At 65.7% G+C, this 21764-nt stretch carries 23 protein-coding genes; 9 read left to right on the plus strand and 14 right to left on the minus strand.

Features of this window, described 5'->3' with window-relative positions:
• Nucleotides 1-125 precede the first annotated feature (125 nt).
• The 6 genes from IFT67_RS12090 to IFT67_RS12115 form a co-directional block, all read right to left on the minus strand.
• Nucleotides 126-1004, minus strand: a complete 879-nt coding sequence (locus tag IFT67_RS12090; RefSeq protein WP_244647343.1) for an outer membrane protein — start codon at nt 1002-1004, stop codon at nt 126-128.
• Nucleotides 1005-1082: 78 nt separating this feature from the next.
• Nucleotides 1083-2096 carry a ferritin-like domain-containing protein gene (locus IFT67_RS12095; protein ID WP_192238496.1) on the minus strand — a complete coding sequence of 338 codons (1014 nt, stop codon included), beginning with the start codon at nt 2094-2096 and terminating at the stop codon, nt 1083-1085.
• A 61-nt stretch (nt 2097-2157) separates the two neighbouring features.
• Nucleotides 2158-3177: a ferritin-like domain-containing protein gene (locus IFT67_RS12100; protein ID WP_192238497.1), complete on the minus strand. Its 1020-nt coding sequence runs from the start codon at nt 3175-3177 to the stop codon at nt 2158-2160.
• Nucleotides 3178-3382: 205 nt separating this feature from the next.
• The gene (locus tag IFT67_RS12105; protein WP_192238498.1) at nt 3383-4246 is read right to left on the minus strand and encodes a MipA/OmpV family protein; all 864 of its coding nucleotides are present in this window, start codon (nt 4244-4246) and stop codon (nt 3383-3385) included.
• Between the two features lie 69 nt (nt 4247-4315).
• Nucleotides 4316-4705, minus strand: coding sequence for a DUF2141 domain-containing protein (locus tag IFT67_RS12110; protein ID WP_107964218.1), 390 nt, complete (start codon nt 4703-4705; stop codon nt 4316-4318).
• Nucleotides 4671-5483: a sterol desaturase family protein gene (locus tag IFT67_RS12115; RefSeq protein ID WP_192238499.1), complete on the minus strand. Its 813-nt coding sequence runs from the start codon at nt 5481-5483 to the stop codon at nt 4671-4673. Before IFT67_RS12115 ends, IFT67_RS12110 begins: the two co-directional genes overlap by 35 nt.
• 75 nt (nt 5484-5558) lie before the next feature.
• On the opposite strand from IFT67_RS12115, the gene IFT67_RS12120 reads away from it, so the two are divergent.
• Nucleotides 5559-6155, plus strand: a complete 597-nt coding sequence (locus tag IFT67_RS12120; RefSeq protein ID WP_192238500.1) for a hypothetical protein — start codon at nt 5559-5561, stop codon at nt 6153-6155.
• Between the two features lie 81 nt (nt 6156-6236).
• Here IFT67_RS12120 and IFT67_RS12125 read toward each other — a convergent pair whose 3' ends face one another.
• A complete protein-coding gene (locus IFT67_RS12125) occupies nt 6237-6533 on the minus strand; it encodes a hypothetical protein (RefSeq protein ID WP_192238501.1) in 297 nt (98 codons plus the stop codon).
• A gap of 183 nt (nt 6534-6716) precedes the next feature.
• Here IFT67_RS12125 and IFT67_RS12130 point away from each other — a divergent pair, with 183 nt between their 5' ends.
• From IFT67_RS12130 to IFT67_RS12140, 3 genes are all read left to right on the plus strand, one after another.
• Nucleotides 6717-6896: a hypothetical protein gene (locus tag IFT67_RS12130; RefSeq protein ID WP_192238502.1), complete on the plus strand. Its 180-nt coding sequence runs from the start codon at nt 6717-6719 to the stop codon at nt 6894-6896.
• A gap of 134 nt (nt 6897-7030) precedes the next feature.
• Entirely contained in the window at nt 7031-7921 is an 891-nt protein-coding gene (folD, locus tag IFT67_RS12135; RefSeq protein WP_192238503.1) for a bifunctional methylenetetrahydrofolate dehydrogenase/methenyltetrahydrofolate cyclohydrolase FolD, read from the plus strand.
• Nucleotides 7918-8538 (plus strand): MarC family protein, encoded by a 621-nt coding sequence (locus tag IFT67_RS12140; protein WP_107964179.1) that lies wholly within the window; start codon nt 7918-7920, stop codon nt 8536-8538. Before folD ends, IFT67_RS12140 begins: the two co-directional genes overlap by 4 nt.
• 42 nt (nt 8539-8580) lie before the next feature.
• Here the strand turns inward: IFT67_RS12140 and IFT67_RS12145 are convergent, their stop codons facing one another.
• Nucleotides 8581-10383: an AcrB/AcrD/AcrF family protein gene (locus tag IFT67_RS12145; protein WP_192238504.1), complete on the minus strand. Its 1803-nt coding sequence runs from the start codon at nt 10381-10383 to the stop codon at nt 8581-8583.
• Nucleotides 10384-10507: 124 nt separating this feature from the next.
• Here IFT67_RS12145 and IFT67_RS12150 point away from each other — a divergent pair, with 124 nt between their 5' ends.
• Nucleotides 10508-10933, plus strand: coding sequence for a GtrA family protein (locus IFT67_RS12150; RefSeq protein WP_192238505.1), 426 nt, complete (start codon nt 10508-10510; stop codon nt 10931-10933).
• A 28-nt stretch (nt 10934-10961) separates the two neighbouring features.
• On the plus strand, nt 10962-11690 hold the full coding sequence (locus IFT67_RS12155) for a class I SAM-dependent methyltransferase (RefSeq protein WP_192238506.1): 729 nt from the start codon (nt 10962-10964) through the stop codon (nt 11688-11690).
• 359 nt (nt 11691-12049) lie between these two features.
• Here the strand turns inward: IFT67_RS12155 and IFT67_RS12160 are convergent, their stop codons facing one another.
• The 3 genes from IFT67_RS12160 to IFT67_RS12170 are packed head-to-tail and all read right to left on the minus strand — an operon-like array spanning nt 12050 to nt 15602.
• Nucleotides 12050-13072: a glycosyltransferase family 2 protein gene (locus tag IFT67_RS12160; protein ID WP_192238507.1), complete on the minus strand. Its 1023-nt coding sequence runs from the start codon at nt 13070-13072 to the stop codon at nt 12050-12052.
• 47 nt (nt 13073-13119) lie between these two features.
• A complete protein-coding gene (locus IFT67_RS12165) occupies nt 13120-15225 on the minus strand; it encodes a RelA/SpoT family protein (RefSeq protein ID WP_192238508.1) in 2106 nt (701 codons plus the stop codon).
• A 47-nt stretch (nt 15226-15272) separates the two neighbouring features.
• A complete protein-coding gene (locus tag IFT67_RS12170) occupies nt 15273-15602 on the minus strand; it encodes a CC_3452 family protein (RefSeq protein ID WP_192238509.1) in 330 nt (109 codons plus the stop codon).
• A 182-nt stretch (nt 15603-15784) separates the two neighbouring features.
• Between IFT67_RS12170 and IFT67_RS12175 the strand changes: the two genes are divergently transcribed.
• Nucleotides 15785-16207 carry a winged helix-turn-helix transcriptional regulator gene (locus tag IFT67_RS12175; RefSeq protein WP_192238688.1) on the plus strand — a complete coding sequence of 141 codons (423 nt, stop codon included), beginning with the start codon at nt 15785-15787 and terminating at the stop codon, nt 16205-16207.
• Nucleotides 16208-16296: 89 nt separating this feature from the next.
• On the opposite strand, the gene IFT67_RS12180 is transcribed toward IFT67_RS12175, so the two are convergent.
• Genes IFT67_RS12180 through IFT67_RS12190 form a run of 3 tightly spaced genes read right to left on the minus strand, consistent with a single transcriptional unit; the run spans nt 16297 to nt 18720 of the window.
• Entirely contained in the window at nt 16297-16722 is a 426-nt protein-coding gene (locus tag IFT67_RS12180) for a YbgC/FadM family acyl-CoA thioesterase (protein ID WP_192238510.1), read from the minus strand.
• 1 nt (nt 16723) lies between these two features.
• Complete coding sequence (locus IFT67_RS12185; RefSeq protein ID WP_121886361.1) at nt 16724-17500, minus strand: sulfite exporter TauE/SafE family protein; 777 nt, start codon at nt 17498-17500, stop codon at nt 16724-16726.
• An 11-nt stretch (nt 17501-17511) separates the two neighbouring features.
• Nucleotides 17512-18720: an LL-diaminopimelate aminotransferase gene (locus IFT67_RS12190; RefSeq protein ID WP_060525995.1), complete on the minus strand. Its 1209-nt coding sequence runs from the start codon at nt 18718-18720 to the stop codon at nt 17512-17514.
• Between the two features lie 351 nt (nt 18721-19071).
• On the opposite strand from IFT67_RS12190, the gene IFT67_RS12195 reads away from it, so the two are divergent.
• Complete coding sequence (locus IFT67_RS12195) at nt 19072-20790, plus strand: PHA/PHB synthase family protein (RefSeq protein ID WP_192238511.1); 1719 nt, start codon at nt 19072-19074, stop codon at nt 20788-20790.
• A 114-nt stretch (nt 20791-20904) separates the two neighbouring features.
• A complete protein-coding gene (phaP, locus tag IFT67_RS20925) occupies nt 20905-21609 on the plus strand; it encodes a TIGR01841 family phasin (RefSeq protein WP_206757931.1) in 705 nt (234 codons plus the stop codon).
• Nucleotides 21610-21764: the final 155 nt, after the last annotated feature.

Below are 21764 nucleotides of genomic sequence, written 5' to 3' on the forward strand. Positions count from 1 at the left end.
GCAGCGGCCTTTTCCTTACTCCGCGCGCCGTCAGTCGTAGCAAAGCTACGCCTTGTGGCGTGTTTTGCTGCGCTGGCCGGGCTTGGGCGAGTCCTGCACCAGGGTGGTGCAGGCCGCCCTTCGCCTTAGAACCGGAAGTTCACCGTGCCGCGCAGCGAGTGCCAGCGGAAGTTCTCGTCGCTGCGGCGGAAGGTGGTGCCCGCGGTGTTGGGGGCGAGGACGAACGGGTTGTTCGCGAGCAGGACTGGGCTGCCGGCGAGCGCGGTGCCGGCGGTGACCAGGACGCGGGCGTCGTCGTCCTTGTACTGGTGATAGGTGTATTCCATGCCGATCGAGATGTTCTTGGTCAGCTTCTGCTCGATGCCGCCGCCGCCGACATAGCCCCAGCGCTTGTCCGAGCCGGTGGCTGCGAACGCGTTGGCGGTGTTGGTGGTGAAGAACAGATTGTCGATCTTGGCATAGCCGGCGCCGCCGGTGGCGTAGAACAAGGTCTTGTTGGCGGCGAGACCGGCGCGGAGGCGGGCCGAGCCTTCCCACTTCAGCTTGCGTGCCATCGTGTAGCTGGCGGGCGTGGTCGAGAAGGCGGCGACGCTGTCGGTGATCTCGGACTTGCCGAATTCGCCGACGATGCCGACCACGAACGCGCCGCGCTGCACGTCGAAGCCCGCGCGGCCGTAATACGACCAGCCGTCGTCATCGTTGCGGCAGCCATAGGCGGGCACCGCGGTGCGAGCGGAACCGTTGCAGAAGCCCGGCGAGAACGCGTTAGCGCCGCGGATCGTGTTCACGCTGTCGTTGAAATTGCCGTCGCCGTTGCGGTCGAACAGGATCGACGAGCCGATGTCGTTGGGCTGGACGTCGTAGCCACCGGCCGCACCGATATAGACGCCCGAGAACGGATTACGATCTTCGTCGGTGGTCATGTCCTGCGCGGCGGCCGGAACGGCAAAAATGCCCGCAGCGGCAAGGCCGGCGAGCATGGTGAGCTTCGTGAAGTTGGTCATGGTCATTCCCCAAACAAGGGCCGCGGCGATCCCTGTATTCGCCGCGGCCAAGGTTTCATGTTCAATCGGCGATGGGCCTCATGCGCTCGCGGCGCTGGTCCGGATGTTGCCGTTGACGCCGGCCGGGAAGAACCCGCCCATCGCGACGGCTGCGCTGTTGAGATAGACGATGTTGAGCACCTGGCCGGTCGAGCGGCTGTAGGCGAGGCCGTTGGCATCGGTCGGCACGATGTTCGAGACCGTCGCATCGGTACCGGTGATGCCCTGATCGATATCGCTCGCGCCATCGAGGCTGTCGCGGGCGTTGCTGATCTGGTTCGCACCGGTGATCAGCGCCGGGGTCGGGTTCCGGACGTCGAGACCCTTGCGGTAGAGGACCGTGCGGACGAGACCGGCATGGTAGGCCTCTGCCGCGAGGATGCCCGCTGCCGCCTCGAGATAGGTCGGGTTCGAGATCAGCGGTGCTGCGCCCTTATAGGCCGAGACGCCGACGTCCTCGAAGATGAACGCGCCGAGCAGGAAGCTGTTGTCGTCCGCATAGGGATTGAACACGCCGGTTGCCGGGATGACGCCGGCCGCACGCGCCGCCGCGGTGAAGGCACCTGGTGCTGCTGCGGTACCGCCCGAGATGTTGATCGCGGGCTGTGCGACGGCGGCGTTGCCGAGCGCGCGACGCAGGAACGCGACGTGCGCGACTTCGTCGATCGCGATCTCGCGGGCATATTCACGCACTACGGCATCCTGGAACGGCACCTGCGCGCCGCCGGTGACCGCGCCCTGCGTACCGGTACCGGTCAGCAGGTTGGCGTTAAGGCCGACGCCGAATGCCGCGAACGCATAGAACTGCGCTTCGAGATATTCGAGGTTGAGCGCGAAGTTGAGGACGTCGGCGTCGTTCAGCGCCGGGGTCGGCGTCGGGCCGGGGGTCGGCGTCGGAGCAAGATCCTCGTCGTCGCTGCCGCATGCCGACAACAGCGAAGCGCCACCGATGGCGAGCGCGGAACCGCCGGCGAAGCGGAGGAAGCTACGACGTTCGTTGCGACGGCTGGCGATCGCGTCGAATACTTCCAGCTTGGTATTGATATCGGTCATTGGGTGAATCCCCTGAATATCGATGAAGGCGTAAGGTCGGGCTGTGGGTAGGGCTGGCGGATCAGCCTGCCGCCACGCTCGTCCTGATGTTGCCGTTCATGCCCGACGGGTAGAAACCGCCTGCCGATGCGGCGCCGCCGTTGAGGTACACGATGTTGAGCACCTGGCTCGCCGAGCGGCTGTAGGCGACACCGTCCGCGTCGAGCGGGACGATGTTCGACACGGTGACGGCCGCCTGCGTGGCCGAAAGGTTGATCGGCGTTGCCTGGTACGACGAGATGCCCTGATCGATATCGTTCGTGCCGAAGATCGTCGTGTTGGCACCGCCGCCGTCGAGGCTGTCGCGCGCACGCGAAATGGCGTCGGCCGAGGTCCGCAGCGACGGGGTGTCGATACCCTTGCCGTACAGCGTCGTGCGGACGATCGCGGCGTGATACGCCTCGACCGCGAGCAGGCCGGCAGCGGCTTCGAGCGTAGCAGGGGTGCTGAGGAAGCGCGCTGCACCCTTGTACGCGGTCACGCCGACGTCTTCGAAGATGAACGCGCCGAGCAGGAATGCCTCGTCGGTGGCATAGGGATCGAACGCGGTGCCGGCGGGGACGAGCCCTGCAGCCTGTGCGGCGACCGAGAAGGCGCTGGTCGGCGAGACGCTGACGTCGATCACCGGCTGCGACACGGCGGAGGTGCCGAGCGCGGTGCGCAGGAAGCGAACGTGCGCGATCTCGTCCTGGGCGATCTCACGCGCATATTGTGCGACGATCGGATCGGTGAAGTTGACGCGACGGCCACCACGAACCGCACCCTGCGTACCGGTGCCGGTGAGCAGCGCGTTGTCGAGGCCGGTGCCGTAAGCGGCGTAGGAGTAGAACTGCGCTTCGAGATATTCGAGGTTGAGCGCGAAGTTCAGGATGTCGGCTTCGCTGACCGACTGCGCGGCGGCGGCGCTGGACATCGACAGCGCGGTCGCACCGGCGGCGGTGATGGCGGCTGCGCCCAGCGCGTTCTTGAAGAAATCACGTCGGTCGTTGCGCCGCTCCACGCGGGCATCGAGGGCTTCGATCAGGTGCACGCTCTCGGTCATATTCAGGGTCCTCCCCTTGTTGTTTCGGACGTCGAAATCGTCTGCGGCGATGGCGCAACATTCCAGTCTCCGACCGGTCCCGTTTACCGGAACTCATTCGTAACCCGCTCTGTTACGGACATAAAAAAAGCCGTCCGCGTCGAGTAACGACTGCAGACGGCTTTTGGATGCAGGGTTTCAAGACCTGCCGAAAAAATAATTCAGATCAGAAAGTGTAGGTCAATCCAAGGGCATAGAGCCACTGGTCCGCATCGCCGACGTCGGCGACGATCGGGGTGTTCTTGTACTTGCCGAGCATGCGACCGTAGAGCACGCCGGCACCGACGCCGAAGCCGTGGCGAAGATCGCCCGACAGGCTCTGCACGACGAACAGCGAGGCGTTCGCGCGACGGAAGCCGCTGTCGTTGACGTCGTAGGTGCGCAGGCCGCTGTTCAGCGAGCCGATCGGCGTCACGGCCGCGTAGGTGCGGCCGAAGCCCTTGCCGGCATAATCCGCCGACACGCCGAGCGAGACGAGCGTACGGACCGACAGCGGCGTGGTGTAGTTCACCTGCGGGGTGATGACGTAGCTGTCGTAGGTGCCCGACACGTCGTGGACGTACGCGACACGCGCGGTGATCGTGTCGTAGTCGCTGGTGATGACGCCGGTCTTGCCGATGCCGACATAGCCGCCGAGCTCATACGCGGTATCGATCTTGCCGAGTGCGCGGACCTGGCGGTTGTCGATATCGCCGGTGCGATCGCGGCGGATACCGCCGATGACGCCGATTTCGTAGTTGATGCCGACTTCACCCGTGTTCGGGATCAGGTTGAAATAGAGCTGCGTACCGCGGAGGAAGAAGTCATGCCCGCGCACCGAGCCGACGATGGCGCCGGCGGGGGTGAAGGAATTGCTGTCCGCACCCTCGTAATCGGGCATCGACACCGCACCGAGCGCAATGGTGATACGGTTGTTGTCGCGAGGGTCGGTAATCGTCGGCGACGGGTTCGGATCGGTCTGGGCAAAAGCCGGCGTGGCGATGGCGAGCGCCGCGGTTGCGGCAGACGTGAAGAGAGTGAATGCGCGCAAGGAAATGCTCCGGACAAAAAGGTTCCACGGCCAAACGCGGTAAAACCGTTTTCGGTCCGTCACGATCGGTCAGAAGATGTAACGCATTTTCACCTGTTGCAATTCGGCATCACCCGCCAGCATGAACCGGGCGGCGGAAAAGCGCGGCGGACCGAACCGCACCGCGGCATTGCGCGAGAAGCCATAGCCCTCGCGCGGGATGCCCGCGATCGTATCGAGCTTCGCGTTGCTGTTCTCGTCGTGGATGATCGCGAGCGCATAGCCGCGCTGCGGCAGGCCGGGGAAGCTGGTGGTGTGGACGCTTGCCGGGATCGAACGCGTCAGCGCGTTGGCATCGTCGACGCAGGCGGGGAAATTGTCGGGATCGGCGGTCAGGCAGATCCGGATCATGCCCTTTGCCGAGCGGAGATTGTCGACCTCTACGTCAAGCCGCGTGACCGGCGCCGTCGCTGCCAGCATCGCCCACGCGATCGCGGCCGCCGCCACCAGCTGCGGCTTTCGCGCGCGCCTTGGCATGCGATTTGGCGAAATCGCCAAGGCCTCGGTCGGTGCCGCAGAGCCGGTCCCAGACTCGGAAATATAGCCCATAATTGCATCCGTATTGTTCATGATGTCGCTGATGGTGGCTGGCCGTTATCAGCCATCCCCCCAATGCTCCCCGCCACATGAACCTGGGGAATATCTCCCATCCCATGTGATTGGTCACTCCCATAACCGTCATGATGGTCAGGACCAAACCGAGTGCGCCGACATGGATCGGAATCAGGAGCACCAGTAGCGGAATTATCACAGCGCCGGTGATCGCCTCGATCGGGTGGAACGCCATCGCCGCCCATGCGGTCGGCGGGCGGCTGGCGTGATGCACCGCATGCGCGAGCTTGAACGGCCGTGGCCAGTGCATCCAGCGGTGAGTCCAGTAGAACCAGGTATCGTGCGCGAACAGGTACAGCAGCACCGAGACCGGCAGGTACCAGAGCGGGTAGGCATGGACGTCGGCATAGACCTGCGTCCAGCCGCGATTCTGCCAGCCCCAGGCGAGGATGCCCGCGGGCACGCCGTAGATCGCGGCCGAGGCGATGCTCCAGCCGATCTCTCGCTGCATCTGGCTGTCGAGCCCGCGGTACAGGCCGGGATGGCGCGCGCGCGTCGCGGCGGCGAACGCGCCCGAGACGATGAGATAGCGGACGCCGACGATCGCGGTCATCGCCAAAGCGGACAGGAGGATCGCAAGCCACATGAGGCGCTTATAGGGAGGTTTGCCGTGAGACGTAATGGGGTGGCGCCACGGAAATGGCCACGCTAGCCATGATGCATGGCACGCGCGGGCAAGCTGAAAGTATATCGGACGGCGGCGGGCTTCCACGACGCCTATGTCGCGGCGCCGAGCCAGAAGGCAGCGCTGGCGGCGTGGGGCAGCGACCACGACCTGTTCGCGCGCGGGATCGCCGAACTGGTGACCGATGCGGATCTGTCCGCGGAGCCGCTGGCGTCGCCCGGCGTGGTGATCAAGCGATCGCGCGGCACGACCGCCGAACAGATTGCGGCACTGCCGGCGCGTGCTCCGGCGACGTCGCGCAAGGTCGATGCGCCTGACGAGGATGAGGGTGGACCACGGCGCTCGCGGGCGAAGGTGGCTCCAACGCCAACTCCAGCGGCGGCTCCGAAACCCAAACCCAAACCCAAGCCCAAACCGAGCCGTCGTGCGCTGGAGGCCGCTGAGGAAGCATTCGAGGCGTGCGAATCCGAGTTTCGCCGCACGTTGCGGAAGATCGCCGATCGCGAGGCGGCGTTGGCGCGCGAACGCCGCGAGCTGGAGCGATCGCGGGACAGGGCCGTGGAAAAGGCGCGGGCGGCGGTAGAAGACGAGAAGCAGCGCTACGACGATGCGCTGGCGGAGTGGAAGGGCTGACGTGTCGCGGTCGCGTCTTGGGAGAACGCGGGGTGCGAGAACGCATCATGGGAGAACGGGGAGCCGCAGGTCGCGGCTATGTCATTGCTGCTGGTTCAGCTGCTGCTGCCGGGCCATCTGCTTCTGGCGTTGTTCGGCCTTGATCCGTGCCTCGACGCTCTTGCGCCCCTCCTCCATGCCCTCCGCATAGGAGGCGCATCCCTGGATCAGCATGGCCGTCTCGACATCGGTCCATCCGCGTTGCCTGGCGGCGTCGCGCAGCGCCTTGTCCAGCTCCTTGCCGCTCAACGCACGGTTGGCCGCGCAGATATCGAGAGCTTCCACAGGAAATTCGCCACCGAACGGTGCCGAAGCCTGCGCCAACGCGATTGCGATCAAGATCATGCGGCGATGCTAACGGAAAAGCAGGCGCGGCGGCCAGACGCTACCCGTCGAACGGTGGCGTATCGTCGACGGATCCGTCGGTGACGGTCGGATCGCGATAGCCCCTATGCAGTGCGATGAAAGCTGTTAGCCTCGACATCAGAGCAGGACGACCTGCCGGACTTCGGAGAGTGATGAATGGCAAACCGCATCGATGTTGCGCCCAGGGATCATACCAGGGACCGTAAGCCCCTGATCTACGCGATCACCGGCGTGATCCTCGCGGCAGGGGTTCTGATGATGGCGTTCTACGATCGTGGCGGCGACCCCCTGCCGCTCGCGTCCACGCAGAAGGCGATCGTCACCGCCCAGCGCTAGGACCGGCCCAGCGCTAGGACCGGCAGCGTACCTGTCGGGAATGTCGATGAGGGTGTAGGCGGTCGATCATCGTCGAGTCGCGAGCGACGTCGCTGTGCTGGCGGAAATCGCGTCCGCGCTCTATGGCCGCGGGCATGAGCGCGACCATCATCGACGGCAAGGCCTTCGCCGCCGGCCTCCGGGCCCGTATCGCAGACGGCGTCACCGCCTTTCGCGCCGAGGCGGGCCGTGCGCCCGGCCTCGCCGTGGTGCTGGTCGGCGAGGATCCGGCCTCCAACGTCTATGTCCGGTCGAAGGGCAAGGCGACGCGCGAGGCGGGAATGGAGAGCATCGAGCACCGGCTGCCCGCCGACGTGCCGGAAGAAGACCTGCTCGCGCTGGTCGCGACGCTGAACGCCGATCCGACGATCGACGGGATCCTGGTCCAGTTGCCCTTGCCGAAGCACATCGACGAGCAGGCGGTCATTGCCGCGATCGATCCCGACAAGGACGTCGACGGCTTCCATCCGATCAATGCGGGACGACTCGCGACGGGCTTGGCCGGGTTCGTGCCGTGCACGCCGCTTGGCTGCGTGATGCTGTTGAAGAGCGTGCGGCCGAGCCTGAGCGGGCTCGAGGCGGTGGTCGTCGGTCGCTCGAACATCGTCGGCAAGCCGATGGCGCAGTTGCTGCTCCGCGAGAGCTGCACCGTGACCGTCGTGCATAGCCGTACCAAGGATGTCCCTGCGCATATCCGCCGCGCCGATATCGTCGTCGCCGCAGTCGGTATCCCCGAGATGATCGAGGGCGACTGGCTGAAGCCCGGCGCGACCGTCATCGACGTCGGTATCAACCGGACCGATGCCGGCCTCGTCGGCGACGTCGATTTTGCGAGCGCGGTCGAAGTCGCGGGCGCGATCACGCCGGTGCCGGGGGGCGTCGGGCCGATGACGATCGCCTGCCTGCTGCGCAACACCCTAGTCTCGGCAGGGCGCCGCGAAGGCGTGGCGATCGATGAGGCTGCGCTGGATCGGACGGGCCTGTGATCGAACTCTATATCTCGTCGCTGATCACCTTCTTCGTGGTGATCGATCCGCCGGGCTGCGCGCCGATCTATGCCGGGCTGTCGGCGGGCGCGTCGACGTTGCAGAAGCGCGCGATGGCGATGCGTGCGGTCGGAGTCGCCGCGGCGATCCTGTTCGTGTTCGCGCTGTTCGGCGAGGCGTTGCTGAAAGGCCTCGGGATCAGTCTCGCGAGCTTCCGCATCGCCGGCGGCATCATGCTGTTCCTGATCGCGCTCGAAATGGTGTTCGAAAAGCGCACCGAACGCCGCGAGGACCGTGCCGCGAAGGTGGCGAGCGATCCTGAGGTCGAGGACGTCTCGATCTTCCCGATGGCGATGCCGATGATCGCAGGGCCGGGCTCGATCGCGTCGGTGATGCTGTTGATGAGCCGCAACAGCGGGATCGAGCGCTCGGCGGTCGTGCTGGCCGCGATGGTGACGATCCTGCTGCTGACGCTGGTCGCGCTGCTCGCGGCGGGGCCGATCATGCGGATCCTGGGTGCGAAGATTGAGGCGGTGATCACGCGGCTGCTCGGCGTGCTGCTGGCCGCGCTGGCGGTGCAGTTCGTGCTCGACGGCTTGTCGGTGGTGCTGCGCTAAGGACCGTCCGTCATCCCGGGCTCGACCCGGGATGACGGGGGCTCAGTCCACCTTGAACAGTCGCAGCGGCGACTTTGCGGGCAGCGGTAGCGGCGTCAGCCATGCCGGCACCTCGTTCTTCGCCAGCTCGGCATAGAACCCCTTCGGGCTGCGCGCTTTGTAGTTGGTCGATTCCGCCGCGTTGGGGCAGAGCAGGAGCATCGTCGCGCCGTGGCGCCTGATGATCGCATGCGCCTGGTCCGCGGTGCCGCCGAACGCGTGCTGGACGTCGAGGATCGCGTCGCCGTTGCGGTGGTACGGCCCCGCGATCGCGTCGTGATGCGTGATCGTGATCAGCCGCGGGCCCATGTCGACGAAGGTGAACACGGTCTGCGCGGGGTATTTGTTCAGCGCGAGCAGCACGGTGGTGCGCAGACAATTGCCGGTCGCCGAATTGACGCGCTTCTCATAGGGCTTCGGCCGGTCGATCGGCAGGTATCGGATCACCATCCCGGCGAACAACCCGGAAACGATCAGGAACGCGCTCACCGTCCCCAGCACGCGGACGGCAATCGATCGGTTGCCGAGCAGCCGTGGCAGGATCAGCCAGCCCAGCGCGGTCGCACCGGGAACGGCCAGCAACTGCGCGGCGGGGCCTGCACGGACCTGCCACAACAGCATCGCGCAGGCGAACGCGGTGAACAGCGCGACCGCCGCCCAACCGACCGCGCGGGTGTCGCGACGCGCGCGCCACGCCGCGAGGATCGCGCCGATCAGGCCGATGATCGGCAGCGTCGCCAGCGAGAAGCCGACCCGGAAGCTGTGCTTGTAGATCGGTTTGGCCTCGCGGACATTGTCCAGCCAGTTGCGTTGCAGCTCGGGCGAAATCCCCTCGGGCCGCCCAAGGCATTGCGGGAAGACAAGCGCGAACCCGACGACGATCGCCGCCCCGGCCGCGACCGCCAGCGCCAGCCGCATCCCGCGCGACGAAGGGCCGAACCGCGCGAGCAGGAACAGCAGCATCCCCGCCGCGATCATCACGCTCAACCACACGGGCGTCAGCGCATCGCACCGCATCACCTGGTTGGCATTCGACGCGAACAGCGCGAACCCGAGCGTGCTGCCGCCGCCGAGCGTCAACGCATAGATCGACAGGCGTTCGGCTTCCGACCGGTCCCACACCCAGCGCAGCGCGATGATCGCCCCCGCCATCGCCGCATAGGGCAGCAGTTCGAGCCCGATCGACAGCGACACGGCGCTCGCGATGCCGACCATCGCGCCACCACGGCGGCCGTTCGGATCGCAGAGCCCCGCGACCGTGAGGCTCAGCATCGCCAGCTGCCAGCCGTGATGATCGATCCGCTCGGGCATGAACATCAGCATCGTGCCGACCGCGCCGATGAGGAACACGATCGCCAGCGGCCACGCATAGGGGCTGATCAACCGCCGCACGGTCGCGCCGATGCCGAGCATCGCGATCGACAGCGGCAGCAACGGTGCGATCCCGCAGGCGAGCCGCTCCGCCCAGCTGTTGGTGGTGAACAGCCGGAAGAACAGGATCAGCCCGGCGATCGGCAGGTCGACGATCCGGCTCCAGTGGATGTCGAAGCCGACCGGCGGGTTCAGCCGGTAGTTGCGCAGATCGTACCAGCCCTGCCCGTCGAGCAGCGCGCGGACCTGCATCAGCCGCATGTTGTCGTCGGTATCGCCGAGCGACAGCCAGCGGATCTGGCCCCAGCGATCGAACATCGACCACGCCGCCACCGCCACCCAGGCGAGCAGCGTCAGCTTGATCCAATGCCGATCGAGTTCGTCGAGCAGCGTGGTCCGCGGCGTCGACTGCTCGGGGGGGGGTGCCTGATCCAAAACGCTTTCCTCCAGCCCGCACGCGCTCTAGATGCGCGGGCTTGTCTTCGCGGCCGCTCTATCGCGGTGCCCGTAAAGAACAAGGCACCGGCGCGATCGCCGGAGGGTAAAGAACAAGGCGGGCATGCAGGCGATTTGGCGACAGATGGAGCAGATGCGGGCGAGCGGCGTGCTCGGCCAGCTCGTGCGCTTCGGCATCGCCGGCGGTATCTCCAGCGTCGTCTATTCGCTCGTCTACCTGCCGCTGACGGCGTATGTCTTCCCCCCACGCCAGGCGGTGGCGGCGGTGCCGTTCGCGTTTGCGGTCGCGGTGGTCGTCGGGTTCTTCCTGCACAGCCGCTGGAGCTTCAAGGGGCACGCGAAGAAACCGGGGGCAGGGCGGCATTTCAAGTTCGTGATCGTCCAGGCCGCGGGGCTGAGTCTCAACGCCGTCATCACGTGGATCGGCACGGCGTTGTTGCATCTGCACCCATGGATCCCGCTGGTCCCCGCCGTCTTTCTTGCCGCGATCGTGACGTTCGTGCTCAACCGTTTCTGGGTTTTCAACTGATGCTTCCAATGAATTGGGCGACTTACTGATGGACCGCATCGTCTACGACCGGATGGCCGCCCACGATTCCACCCACTGGTGGTATCGCGCGCGCCGCGACATCCTGGCCGATTACCTGACCCGCTACGGCGCATTGCCGAAGGACGCGAAGATCCTCGAGATCGGCTGCGGCACCGGGCACAACCTGCCGATGCTGGCCGAGTTCGGCGAGATCGACGCGATCGAGATCGACCCCGCCGCACGCGAGATCGCAAGCGAGCGGCTCGGCAAGCCGGTCGGCGCGGCGCCCCTGCCCGAACTGCCGGGTGTGCCCCGCGCGCACTATGACCTGATCGCGGTGCTCGATGTGGTCGAGCATATCGAGGACGACGTCGCGGCGTTGAAGGCGATGGCCGATTGCCTGGCACCGGGCGGCAAGATCTTGATTGCAGTGCCGGCGCATGCGTGGCTGTGGAGCGCACACGACGTGGTGAACCATCACCACCGCCGCTATTCGAAGGCGACGTTGCAGGCCGCGATCGAGACCGCCGGGTTGAAGTCGGAGAAGCTCGGCTATTTCAACTCGCTGCTGTTCCCGCTGGCGGCGGCGGCGCGGATCGCCGGGCGGATGACCGGGCGCGACGACAGCGACGATTCACCGCCGCCGAAGCTGGTGAATGCGCTGTTCGAGAAGATCTTCCGCCTGGAACGCCATCTGGTCGGGCGCGTGCCGATGACGCCGGGGGTTTCGATCGTGACGTTGGCGGTGCCGCGGTAATGAACAAGGGACCTGCGCGTTCTACTTCCGTTCGTCCCGAGTAGCCGTCGAGTAGTGGCGAAGCCACGTATCGAGATGGCGTATCGAGGGATAAGTTGGCGCGCGGGCCCCATACCTCGATACGAGCCCTCGATACGCTCCTCACGGAGCTACTCGGTCTCTACTCGGCACGAACGGAATAGGGGCGTGGTGCACCTCCCCGAATTGGCAAGCAAGCACCACGCAACCACCACCCCGGCGGAGGCCGGGGCCCAGTTGGGGAACGTTGCTAACTTCGGGCGCGCTTCGTTACTGCGACCTTACCAACTGGGCCCCGGCCTTCGCCGGGGTGGTGTGAGGATCGGGGTAGGCGGTGTTCGTCAGTCTACGCGGATTGGTAGGGACGTGTCAGGCAACCGTACTACGTCCACCGGCTCCGCACGAAACCCGAGCGTCGCCTTGCCCTGAATCGGGCCCGCGACGTCGGCGACGATATACAACGGCCGGCGTTTGGACTCGACGTACAGCCGCCCGAGATACTCGCCGATCATCCCGAGCACGAACATCTGCACCGCGCCGAGGAAAACGGTGACCAGCATCGTCGAGGTCCAGCCCTGCACCGCGCTCCCCGATAGCCAACCAATCGCGATATAGACGAACAGCAGCAGCGACACGCCGGTCAGCGCGAGCCCCGCATGGCTGGCGAAACGCAGCGGCGCGGTCGAGAAGCCGGTGACGGCGTCGAACGCGAGGCGGATCATCTTCGCCAGCGGGTAGTTCGTCTCGCCCGCCAGTCGCTCGGCGCGATCATACGGGAAGGGGACCTGCTTGAAGCCGATCCAGGCGACCATGCCGCGGATGAAGCGGGCCTGTTCGGGAAGCGACAGGAACGCATCCAGCGCCCGCCGGCTCATCAGGCGGAAGTCGCCGGTGTCGAGCGGGATCGGCGTTTCCGTCATCCGCGTCAGCAGGCGGTAGAAGGCGGCGGCGGTGGCTTTCTTGAAGACCGTTTCGCCGGCGCGCTGGCGGCGCACCGCGTAGACGACGTCGGCCTGGCTTGCCGCCATCGCCGCGCGCATGTCGGACAGGAGTTCGGGCGGATCCTGGAGATCGGCGTCGATGATCAGGATCTGCTCACCCGCGCACAGGTCCAGGCCGGCGGTGAGTGCGAGCTGGTGGCCGTGGTTGCGCGAAAGGTTGATCGCGACCAACCGCGGGTCGGCGGCGGCGAGGCGCTGCATCACCGGCCAGCTGTCGTCGCGCGAGCCGTCGTTGATCAGGACGATCTCATAATCGTCGCCGACCGCGACCTTGGCCGCGCCGGAAATGCGCGCGTGCAGGATGTCGAGGCACGCTGCCTCGTTATAGCAGGGGACGACGATCGAAAGGGACGGACGGTTCATCGCCCCCGTCTAGCGTCCGTCGCGCCCGCCGTCATCGTCGGATGTTTCTACACGCGCTCCACGGTGTGCACCGCATCCGCCGCGCGCAAGCCCGCCATCAGCCGCATGAGTTGCTGCACGTCATGCACCTCGACGTCGATCTCGTTGGTGTGGAAGCTCTTGTCGCGCGTATCGAGCCGCAGGTTGATGATGTTCGCCTTGTGCCCGCCGATGATCGTCGAGACGATGCCGAGCGAGCCCGGTTCGTTCTTCACCATCACCGATATGCGCGCGACGGCGCCCTCGGTCTCGTCGCCCCAGGCCACGTCGACCCAGTCTGTCTCGTTTTCCGATCGCTCGGCGAGTTCGGCGAGAACCTTGCAGTCGATCGCGTGGACCTCGATCCCGGCATCGGGCCGGCGCAGCCCGACAATCCGGTCGCCCGGTACGGGGTGGCAGCATGTCGCAAGATCATAGGCGACGCCGGGGGTGAGGCCCTTGATCGAGATCGCGCTCGATTGCGGCGCGAGTGCATGCGTCACGTCTGCGCCGGCCGAGCCCGGCATCAGCGCCTCCATCACCGCGGCATCGGACAGCGTCCGCCGCGCGATCGCGACCATCAGCGACGAATCGTCGGGCAGCTTCAGCCGCTTCAGCGCGTGGCTGAGTGCATCGGTGCCGATCTGCGCGGGCAGGCGGGTGACGATATCCTCGTACAGGGTCTGGCCGAGCGCGATCTGCTCGACGCGCTCCTTCTGACGCAGGTGCCGGCGGATCGCGGCAAGCGCCTTGCCGGTGGTCGCGACATTCAGCCATTGCGGCTGCGGCGATTGGCCCTTCGAGCGCAGGATCTGCACCTGATCCCCGTTCTCGATCACCGTCGACAGCGGCACGACGCGGCCGTTGACCTTCGCGCCGACCGCCTGGTCGCCGAGATCGGTGTGCACCGCGTACGCGAAGTCGATCGAGGTCGCGCCCTTGGGGAGCTGGATCAGCTCGCCCTTCGGCGTGAACGCGAAGATGCGATCGGTGTACATCGCCATCCGCGTGTGTTCGAGCAGCTCTTCGGGGCTCTCGGCGGTATCGAGGATCTCGACCAAGTCGCGGATCCAGCTGACCTGCCGGTCGCTGCCGTTGATCTGCTGCTTGTATGCCCAGTGCGCCGCGAGGCCGAATTCGGCCTGTGCGTGCATGTCGGCGGTACGGATCTGGATCTCGATCCGCGCGCTGTCGGCGTGGATTACCGAGGTGTGCAGCGACCGATAACCGTTGCGCTTGGGCGTCGAGATGTAATCCTTGAACCGGCCCGGGACCATCGGCCAGCGCTGGTGGATGATCCAGAGCACGCGGTAGCAATCCTCCTCGGTCGGCACGATCGCGCGGAACGCCATCACGTCGGACAGCTGTTCGAAGCTGATATGGCGCTCCGACATCTTCCGGAAGATCGAATAGGGATGCTTCTCGCGTCCCGAGATATCCGCCTCGACCCCGGCGCGTGACAGGACCAGTTTCAGGCCCGACGCGATCTTGGCGATGCGGTCGCCATCGCCCTGCTTGAGCTGTTCGAGGCGGCGGTTGATCGATTCGGAGGCTTCGGGCTCGAGCTGTTCGAACGCCAGCGACTGCATCTCGCGCATGAACTCGTACATGCCGATCCGCTCGGCGAGCGGCGCGTAGATGTCCATCGTCTCCTTGGCGATGCGACGGCGCTTCTCGGGCTTCGAGATGTGATGCAGCGTCCGCATGTTGTGGAGGCGGTCGGCGAGCTTCACCAGCAGCACGCGGATGTCGTCGGACATCGCGAGCAGGAATTTTCGCAGGTTCTCCGCGGCGCGTTCGTTCTCGGTCTGCGCTTCGATCTTGCTGAGCTTGGTCACGCCATCGACCAGCCGCGCGACGGAGGCACCGAACAGCCGCTCGATCTCCTCGGGCGTGGCGACGGTGTCTTCGATCGTGTCGTGGAGGATCGCGGTGGCGATCGTCTCGGCATCGAGGTGGAGGTCGGTCAGGATTCCTGCCACCTCGATCGGGTGGCTGAAATACGGATCGCCGGACGCGCGCTTCTGGCTCCCATGCGCCTGCATGGAGAAGACATAGGCGCGGTTCAGCATCGCCTCGTCGGCGTCGGGATCGTAGTCGAGGACGCGATCGACCAGTTCATATTGGCGCAGCACGGACCGTAGATGGGGCCGGGCCGCGCCCTTTTGCAACAAAATCCTCGTTATTTCGCGTGGTTGTTGCACGCGGCCAGCGCTTCGGCGTCATAGGCCTTGCCCGCGACCGTAAAACTGGCGAGCGGCCCCACGCGCTTGGCGACCGCGGCGCAGAGGATCACGTCGCGTTGGGGCGCCTTGCTGGAGACGAATGCCGCATTCTCCCAGCGCCACGGCGTGCCGTTGGTGATCAGCCGCGTGGAGGTGGGCGCCGCGGCGGGGACGGCAACGTAATAGTTGATCGGGGTCTGCGCCGATGCCGGTGTCGCGATCAGTGCGGCGAACCCCGTCGCCAGAGCGGGAACGGCGGTCAGAAGGGCGCGGGTGATGCGAGACATCGGTCGACTCCTAAAAGGTTTCTAATTGCTACTTATCTCGATGCGTTTTGAGTTGCAACTGAAAACCGAGGCATTTCGCTTCGGCCGTTTATGCGGTACCGTTGCTGTCCAATAAGGAAGACGCCGTGGGAAAATTGCGCGAACCCCTGCTCGAATGCAGCCTGCCCGCCGCGCTGGAGGCGATGGGCGAGCGATGGTCGTTCCTGATCCTGCGCGCGTCGTTCAATGGCCTGCACCATTTCGAGGAGTTCCAGTCGGAACTGGGCATTGCGCGCAATATCCTGGCGAACCGGCTGGCGCGGCTGGTCGAGCATGGGATCCTGGAGCGGCAGCCCATTCCGGAGGATCGGCGCAAGATCGCCTACGGTCTGACCGACAAGGGGTTCGCGCTGCTGCCGACCATGATTGCGCTGCGGCAATGGGGCGAGCGGTGGGAAACGTGCGTGCCGGCGTTCCCGATCCTGGTCGACGCGCGCGATCGGCGGCCGTTGCAGCCGGTGTCGGTGCGGTCGCATGACGGGCGCGTGCTGGGGAAGGGCGACCTGATCTGGGCGCTTCCGGGGGAGGTTGCCGGGGATGGGGTGGAGGCTGAGGCGGCGGAGTAACTGCCTTCTCCTTCTCTTCCTTGTTCTCCCGCGAAGGCGGGAGCCCAGTCTGGACCCCCGCCTTCGCGGGGGAACATGCTTTCTTCGTGTTATTGGGTCGGTAGCGCTTCCAGCACGGTGCGGATCGCATCCGGTAGGGCTACCGGGCGGCCGGTCTCCAGATCGACGTGCACGCTGACCATCGTAATCACCGTGTGCAACTCCCCGGTCTCTGCATGCGCGAGCTCGAACCGCTTCGTCAGGCTCGTCGTGCCGAGCTTCTCGATCCGCACGAACGCCTCGATCGTATCTCCCAGGCGGAACGGCTTTAGGTAGTCGATCTCCGTCCGCCGCACGTTGAACTCGGTGGTCGGCCAGACGTCCGGCAGGGCCTCCGCGATCCCGGTCCATTCCCAGAATTCGGTGACCGCGACGTCGGCATATTCGAGATAGCGCGAGTTGAAGACGATGCGCTGGCCGTCGATCTCGGCATAGCGCACGCGGAACCGCGTCGAGAAGGCGAAACCCGGCCGCACGTCAGAAGATCAGCTTCACGCCGACCAGCGCCAGCACGGTCGCGAGCACCGGGACCAGCACGCGGTCCGAGACGCGCGTCGCGATCAGGCTGCCGACGATGATGCCGGGGATCGAGCCGATCAGCAGCGACACGAGCAGGTCGACGTCGACCGAGCCGAGGATCCAGTGCCCGATCCCGCCGAGCAGTGTCAGCGGCACGGCGTGCGCGATGTCCGAGCCGACTAGCCGGTTGATCGGCAACGTCGGGTAGAGAATGAGGAGGGCAGTCATGCCCAGCGCACCGGCGCCGACCGAGGTCAGCGAGACGAGGACGCCGAGAACTGCGCCGAGCAGGATCGTCAGCATCGCCTGGCGCTCACCGCCGACCGTGCCGATGCGCGGGGTCAGCCACGCGACGATCTTGCCGCGGAAGAAGGTCGCGACCGCCGACAGGATCAGCGTCACGCCAAGCACGACAGTGATCGCGTGGCCCGTATCGGACGATTTCTCGCCGAGATGGTTGAGCACGAGCAACGTCGCGATCGCCGCGGGGACGCTGCCGGTCGCGAGCCGGCGCACGACCTGCCAGTCGACCGTGCCGCGCCAGCCATGCACCGTCGTCCCGACCGTCTTGGTCGCGGACGCGTAGAGCAGGTCGGTGCCGACCGCGGTGGCGGGGTGGAAGCCGAAGACGAGCACCAGCAGCGGCGTCATCAGCGACCCGCCGCCGACACCCGTCAGCCCGACGATGAGGCCGACGAGCACGCCGGCCACCGAATACAGCAGATTGATATCCACGCTGGCGAAGGTCAGCCAGCGCCACGCGCGGGCGTGTTGACGCCCATCGACTGGAGATATTTCTTCACGTTGCGCGCCGCTTGGCGGAGCCGCTGTTCGTTCTCGACCATCGCGATCCTCACATAGCCCTCGCCGTTTTCGCCGTAGCCAACCCCTGGGGCCACTGCGACGTGCGCGTGAGTCAGCAATTGTTTGGTGAACTCAAGGCTACCTAAATGCGCGAGCGCGGGTGGCAGCGGTGCCCAGGCGAACATGCTCGCGCGGGGGCTTGGGATATCCCAGCCGGCCCGGCCGAAGCTCTCGACCAGCACGTCGCGGCGCTTGTGATAGAGCTGGCGGTTGCGCTCGACGATGTCCTGGGGGCCGTTGAGCGCGGCGCAGGCGGCGGCCTGGATCGGTGTGAACGCGCCGTAATCGAGGTACGACTTCACGCGAGTCATCGCCGCGATCAACGTCTTGTTGCCGACCCCGAAGCCCATCCGCCAACCGGCCATCGAATAGGTCTTGCTGAGCGAGGTGAACTCGATCGCCACGTCCTTCGCGCCCGGTACCTGAAGGATCGAGGGGGTCGGCTTGCCGTCGAAATACAGCTCCGAATAGGCGAGGTCGGAGATCACCCACAGCTTGTGCTTCTTCGCGAATTCGACGACGCGCTCGTAAAAGGCGAGGTCGACGACTTCGGCGGTCGGATTCGACGGATAGCCCATCACTAGCACCGACGGCGCGGGGACGGTGAACGCCATCGCGCGCTCGAGGCTCTCGAAATACGCCTCGTCGGGCGTTGTCGGCACCGCGCGGATCGTCGCGCCGGCGATGATGAAGCCGAAGGTGTGGATCGGATAGGACGGGTTCGGCGCGAGCACGACGTCGCCGGGCGCGGTGATCGCGGTGGCCAGACTCGCAAGGCCTTCCTTCGAGCCCATCGTCACGACGACCTCGGTCTCGGGATCGACGTCGACCCCGAAGCGGCGGCCGTAATAGTTCGCCTGCGCTTTCCGGAGCCCGGGGATGCCCTTCGACTGCGAATAGCCGTGCGCGCTGGGCTTGCGCGCGACTTCGACGAGCTTCTCGATCACGTGCTCGGGCGGCGGCAGGTCGGGATTGCCCATGCCGAGATCGATGATGTCCTCCCCGCCCGCGCGCGCCGCCGCCCGCATCGCGTTCACTTCGGCGATGACATAGGGGGGTAAGCGTTTGATGCGGTAGAAGTCTTCGGACATGATCAGCCTCTAGCTGGAGGAGCGGATGCTGTACCGCAGGCGAGCGGGGGCGTCATCCAACTAAAGCTTGGAGGGCAGGACGGTTCGACTGTGGGGACTTCGCTGCGTTATCTGCGCTTCCGCCTAATTCGCCATCTTACCAACTCCGCCCCGCCAAAACTCCGTCACCCCAGCGAAAGCTGGGGTATTTCCGTTGGGGTCGCCCGCTTCGACAACAGGGATACCCCAGCTTTCGCTGGGGTGACGGATTGGGGGCCGGGGAACGGCGGCAGCGACCGTGTCGATCGTTTGTGCCTCATGCTTCCGCCGAGCCGGCGTCTGCGTTAAGCTCCCGAAAAAGCAGAGGATGCCATGGCCGATACTCCTCCCGACGCCTCCACGCCGACCCTCCCCGATCTCCAGCATTGGACGTGGGTGATGGGGCGTGCGCAGCAGATGATGATGGAGCAGGGGCTCGCGGCGATGCAGGCCAAGCCCGAGGGTATTCCCGCGATTCCAGGCTTCACCGACCCCGCGACGCTGGAACGCGCACGCGATTTCTGGGCCGAGAGCCTGACGCTGTGGCAGCGGTTTCTCGATCCGGCCAAGGCGCCCGAGGCCGCGCCGGTGACCGACAAGCGCTTCAAGGCGCCGCAGTGGCGCGAGCCGGTGTTCGACCTGATCCGGCAGAGCTATCAGCTGATCGGCGACCACATGCTGCGCGGCGTCGAGGCGGTGGACGGGCTCGACCCCAAGCAGAAGGAGCAGTTGCGGTTCGCGACCAAGGGGTTCGTCGATGCGATGAGCCCGACGAATTTCGCGCTGACCAACCCGCAGGTGATCGAGAAGACGATCGAAACGCGGGGCGAGAACCTGCTGAAAGGCCTGCAGAACATGATGGCGGATCTTGCCCGCGGGCAGGTGACGCATACGCCAGACGGCGCGTTCGAGCTCGGCCGCAACCTGGCGATGACGCCGGGCAAGGTAGTGAAACGCACACCGCTCTACGAACTGATCCAGTACAGTCCGACCACCGAGAGCGTGCTGGCGACGCCGCTCGTCATCTTTCCGCCGTGGATCAACCGGTTCTACATCCTCGACCTGACGCCCGAGAAGAGCTTCATCCGCTGGGCGGTCGAGCAGGGCATCACCGTGTGCATGGTGTCGTGGAAGTCGGCCGATTCGAGCATGAAGGACGTGGTCTGGGACGACTATGTCGGCGCGCAGGTCGAGGCGATCGACACGGTTCGCGCCGCGCTCGACGTGCCGGCGGTGCATACGATCGGGTACTGCGTGGCGGGGACGACGCTGGCCGCGACGCTGGCGCTGCTGGCGGCGCGGGGTGAGGCGGCGAAGGTGGCTAGCGCGACGTTCTTCACCGCGCAGGTCGATTTCGCGCAGGCTGGCGAGCTGCAGCATTTCATCGACGACGAGCAGTTGAAGATGGTCGCGTCGCTGTCGCCCGAGGGGTTCCTCGACGGGCGCTACATGGCGACGACGTTCAACCTGTTGCGCGGGCGCGACCTGATCTGGAACTACGTCACGCAGAATTACCTGCTGGGGCAGGACTACGTGCCGTTCGACCTGCTCCACTGGAACGGCGACACCACCAACCTGCCCGCGAAATGGCATCTGAGCTATCTGACCGACCTGTACCGCGACAATCTGCTGGTGACGGGCACGATGACGGTGGACGGTACGCCGATCGACCTGACCAAGGTCTCGACGCCGAGCTATGTCCAGGCGGGGCGCGAGGATCATATCGCGCCGGCCGAAAGCGTCTGGAAACTCACGCAATTGTTCGCCGGGCCCCTGAAGTTCGTGCTCGCGGGCTCGGGGCATATCGCGGGCGTGGTCAATCCGCCGGCTGCGGGGAAATATCAATACTGGACCAATCCGGGGGCGCACACGACGCTCGCCGACTTCGTTGCCGGTGCGACCGAGACGAAGGGCAGCTGGTGGCCGGATTGGGTCGAATGGTTGCGCGCGCTTGGTGCCGAGACGGTGGCCGCGGACGGTGCGCGGCTGCCGGGCGAGGGGACGCTCGAAGCGATCGGCGACGCGCCCGGCAAGTATGTGAAAAGCAGGTAGCGCTACCTTACGTGAACGTCATGGTGCGCTGCACAATTAAATTGTGCGCTGCGAAAATTCGTGTATGAAGACCGCGACATAACTCCGAAGAGAGGTGCGTGGATGGTGGATATCGTGAAACGGACGGCCAAGGTCGGTTCGAAGCTTGCCGCCGCTGCGAAGCCGGTCGCTGCCGTCAAGGCCGCGACTGCTAAAGCCTCCGCCCGGACTGTCGCCAAGCCGGCGAAACCGGCACCCGAGCCGATCGCCAAGACGCCGGCACCTCAACCTCTCGCGGCTGCTTTTGTATCGCCGCACACGGACATTCCCGCCCCGATTCAGGCCGCCGCGCCGTTGGGGATCCCTGCTAGCGAAACAAAGGACGCCACGATGGACACGATCCAGAGCATCACCGAGAAGACCAAGGCCCTCTTCAGCGGCGCGAACACCGCCGAATTCAACGAGCAGGCCAAGGGCGCGATGGAGAAGTCGGCGAAGATGGCGGAAGATTTCGTCGCATTCGGCAAGGGCAACATCGAGGCGCTCGTCGAGTCGTCGAAGATCGCCGCGAAGAACGTCGAGGCGCTCGGCCAGGAAGCGGCCGACTACGCCAAGACCTCGTTCGAGAGCGCTACCGAAGCCGCCAAGACGCTCGCCGCCGCCAAGTCGCCGACCGAGTTCATGAAGCTCCAGGGCGATTATGCGCGCACCGCGTTCGACACGATGATCGCCGAGGGCTCGCGCTCGACCGAGCGGATGCTCAAGATGTTCGGTGAGTTCGCACAGCCGATCTCGAACCGCGTTGCGGTCGCGACCGACAAGATGAAGATCTCGGCCTAAGTCGACAGCGCGCCGCCTTCGGGCAGTGCGTTACGAAAGGGGCGGCCGTCGTGCGACGGTCGCCCCTTTTGCGTTTGCGGTTTTCGCGTGAGGTTTGCGGGCGCCCCCTTGCTCTTGCCCCCCGGCATGCCATATTTTGGCAGCATGCTTTTGAC

Origin of the sequence: Sphingomonas sp. CFBP 13728, from assembly GCF_014841895.1 — a bacterium.
In the GTDB taxonomy this organism is placed as follows: domain Bacteria; phylum Pseudomonadota; class Alphaproteobacteria; order Sphingomonadales; family Sphingomonadaceae; genus Sphingomonas.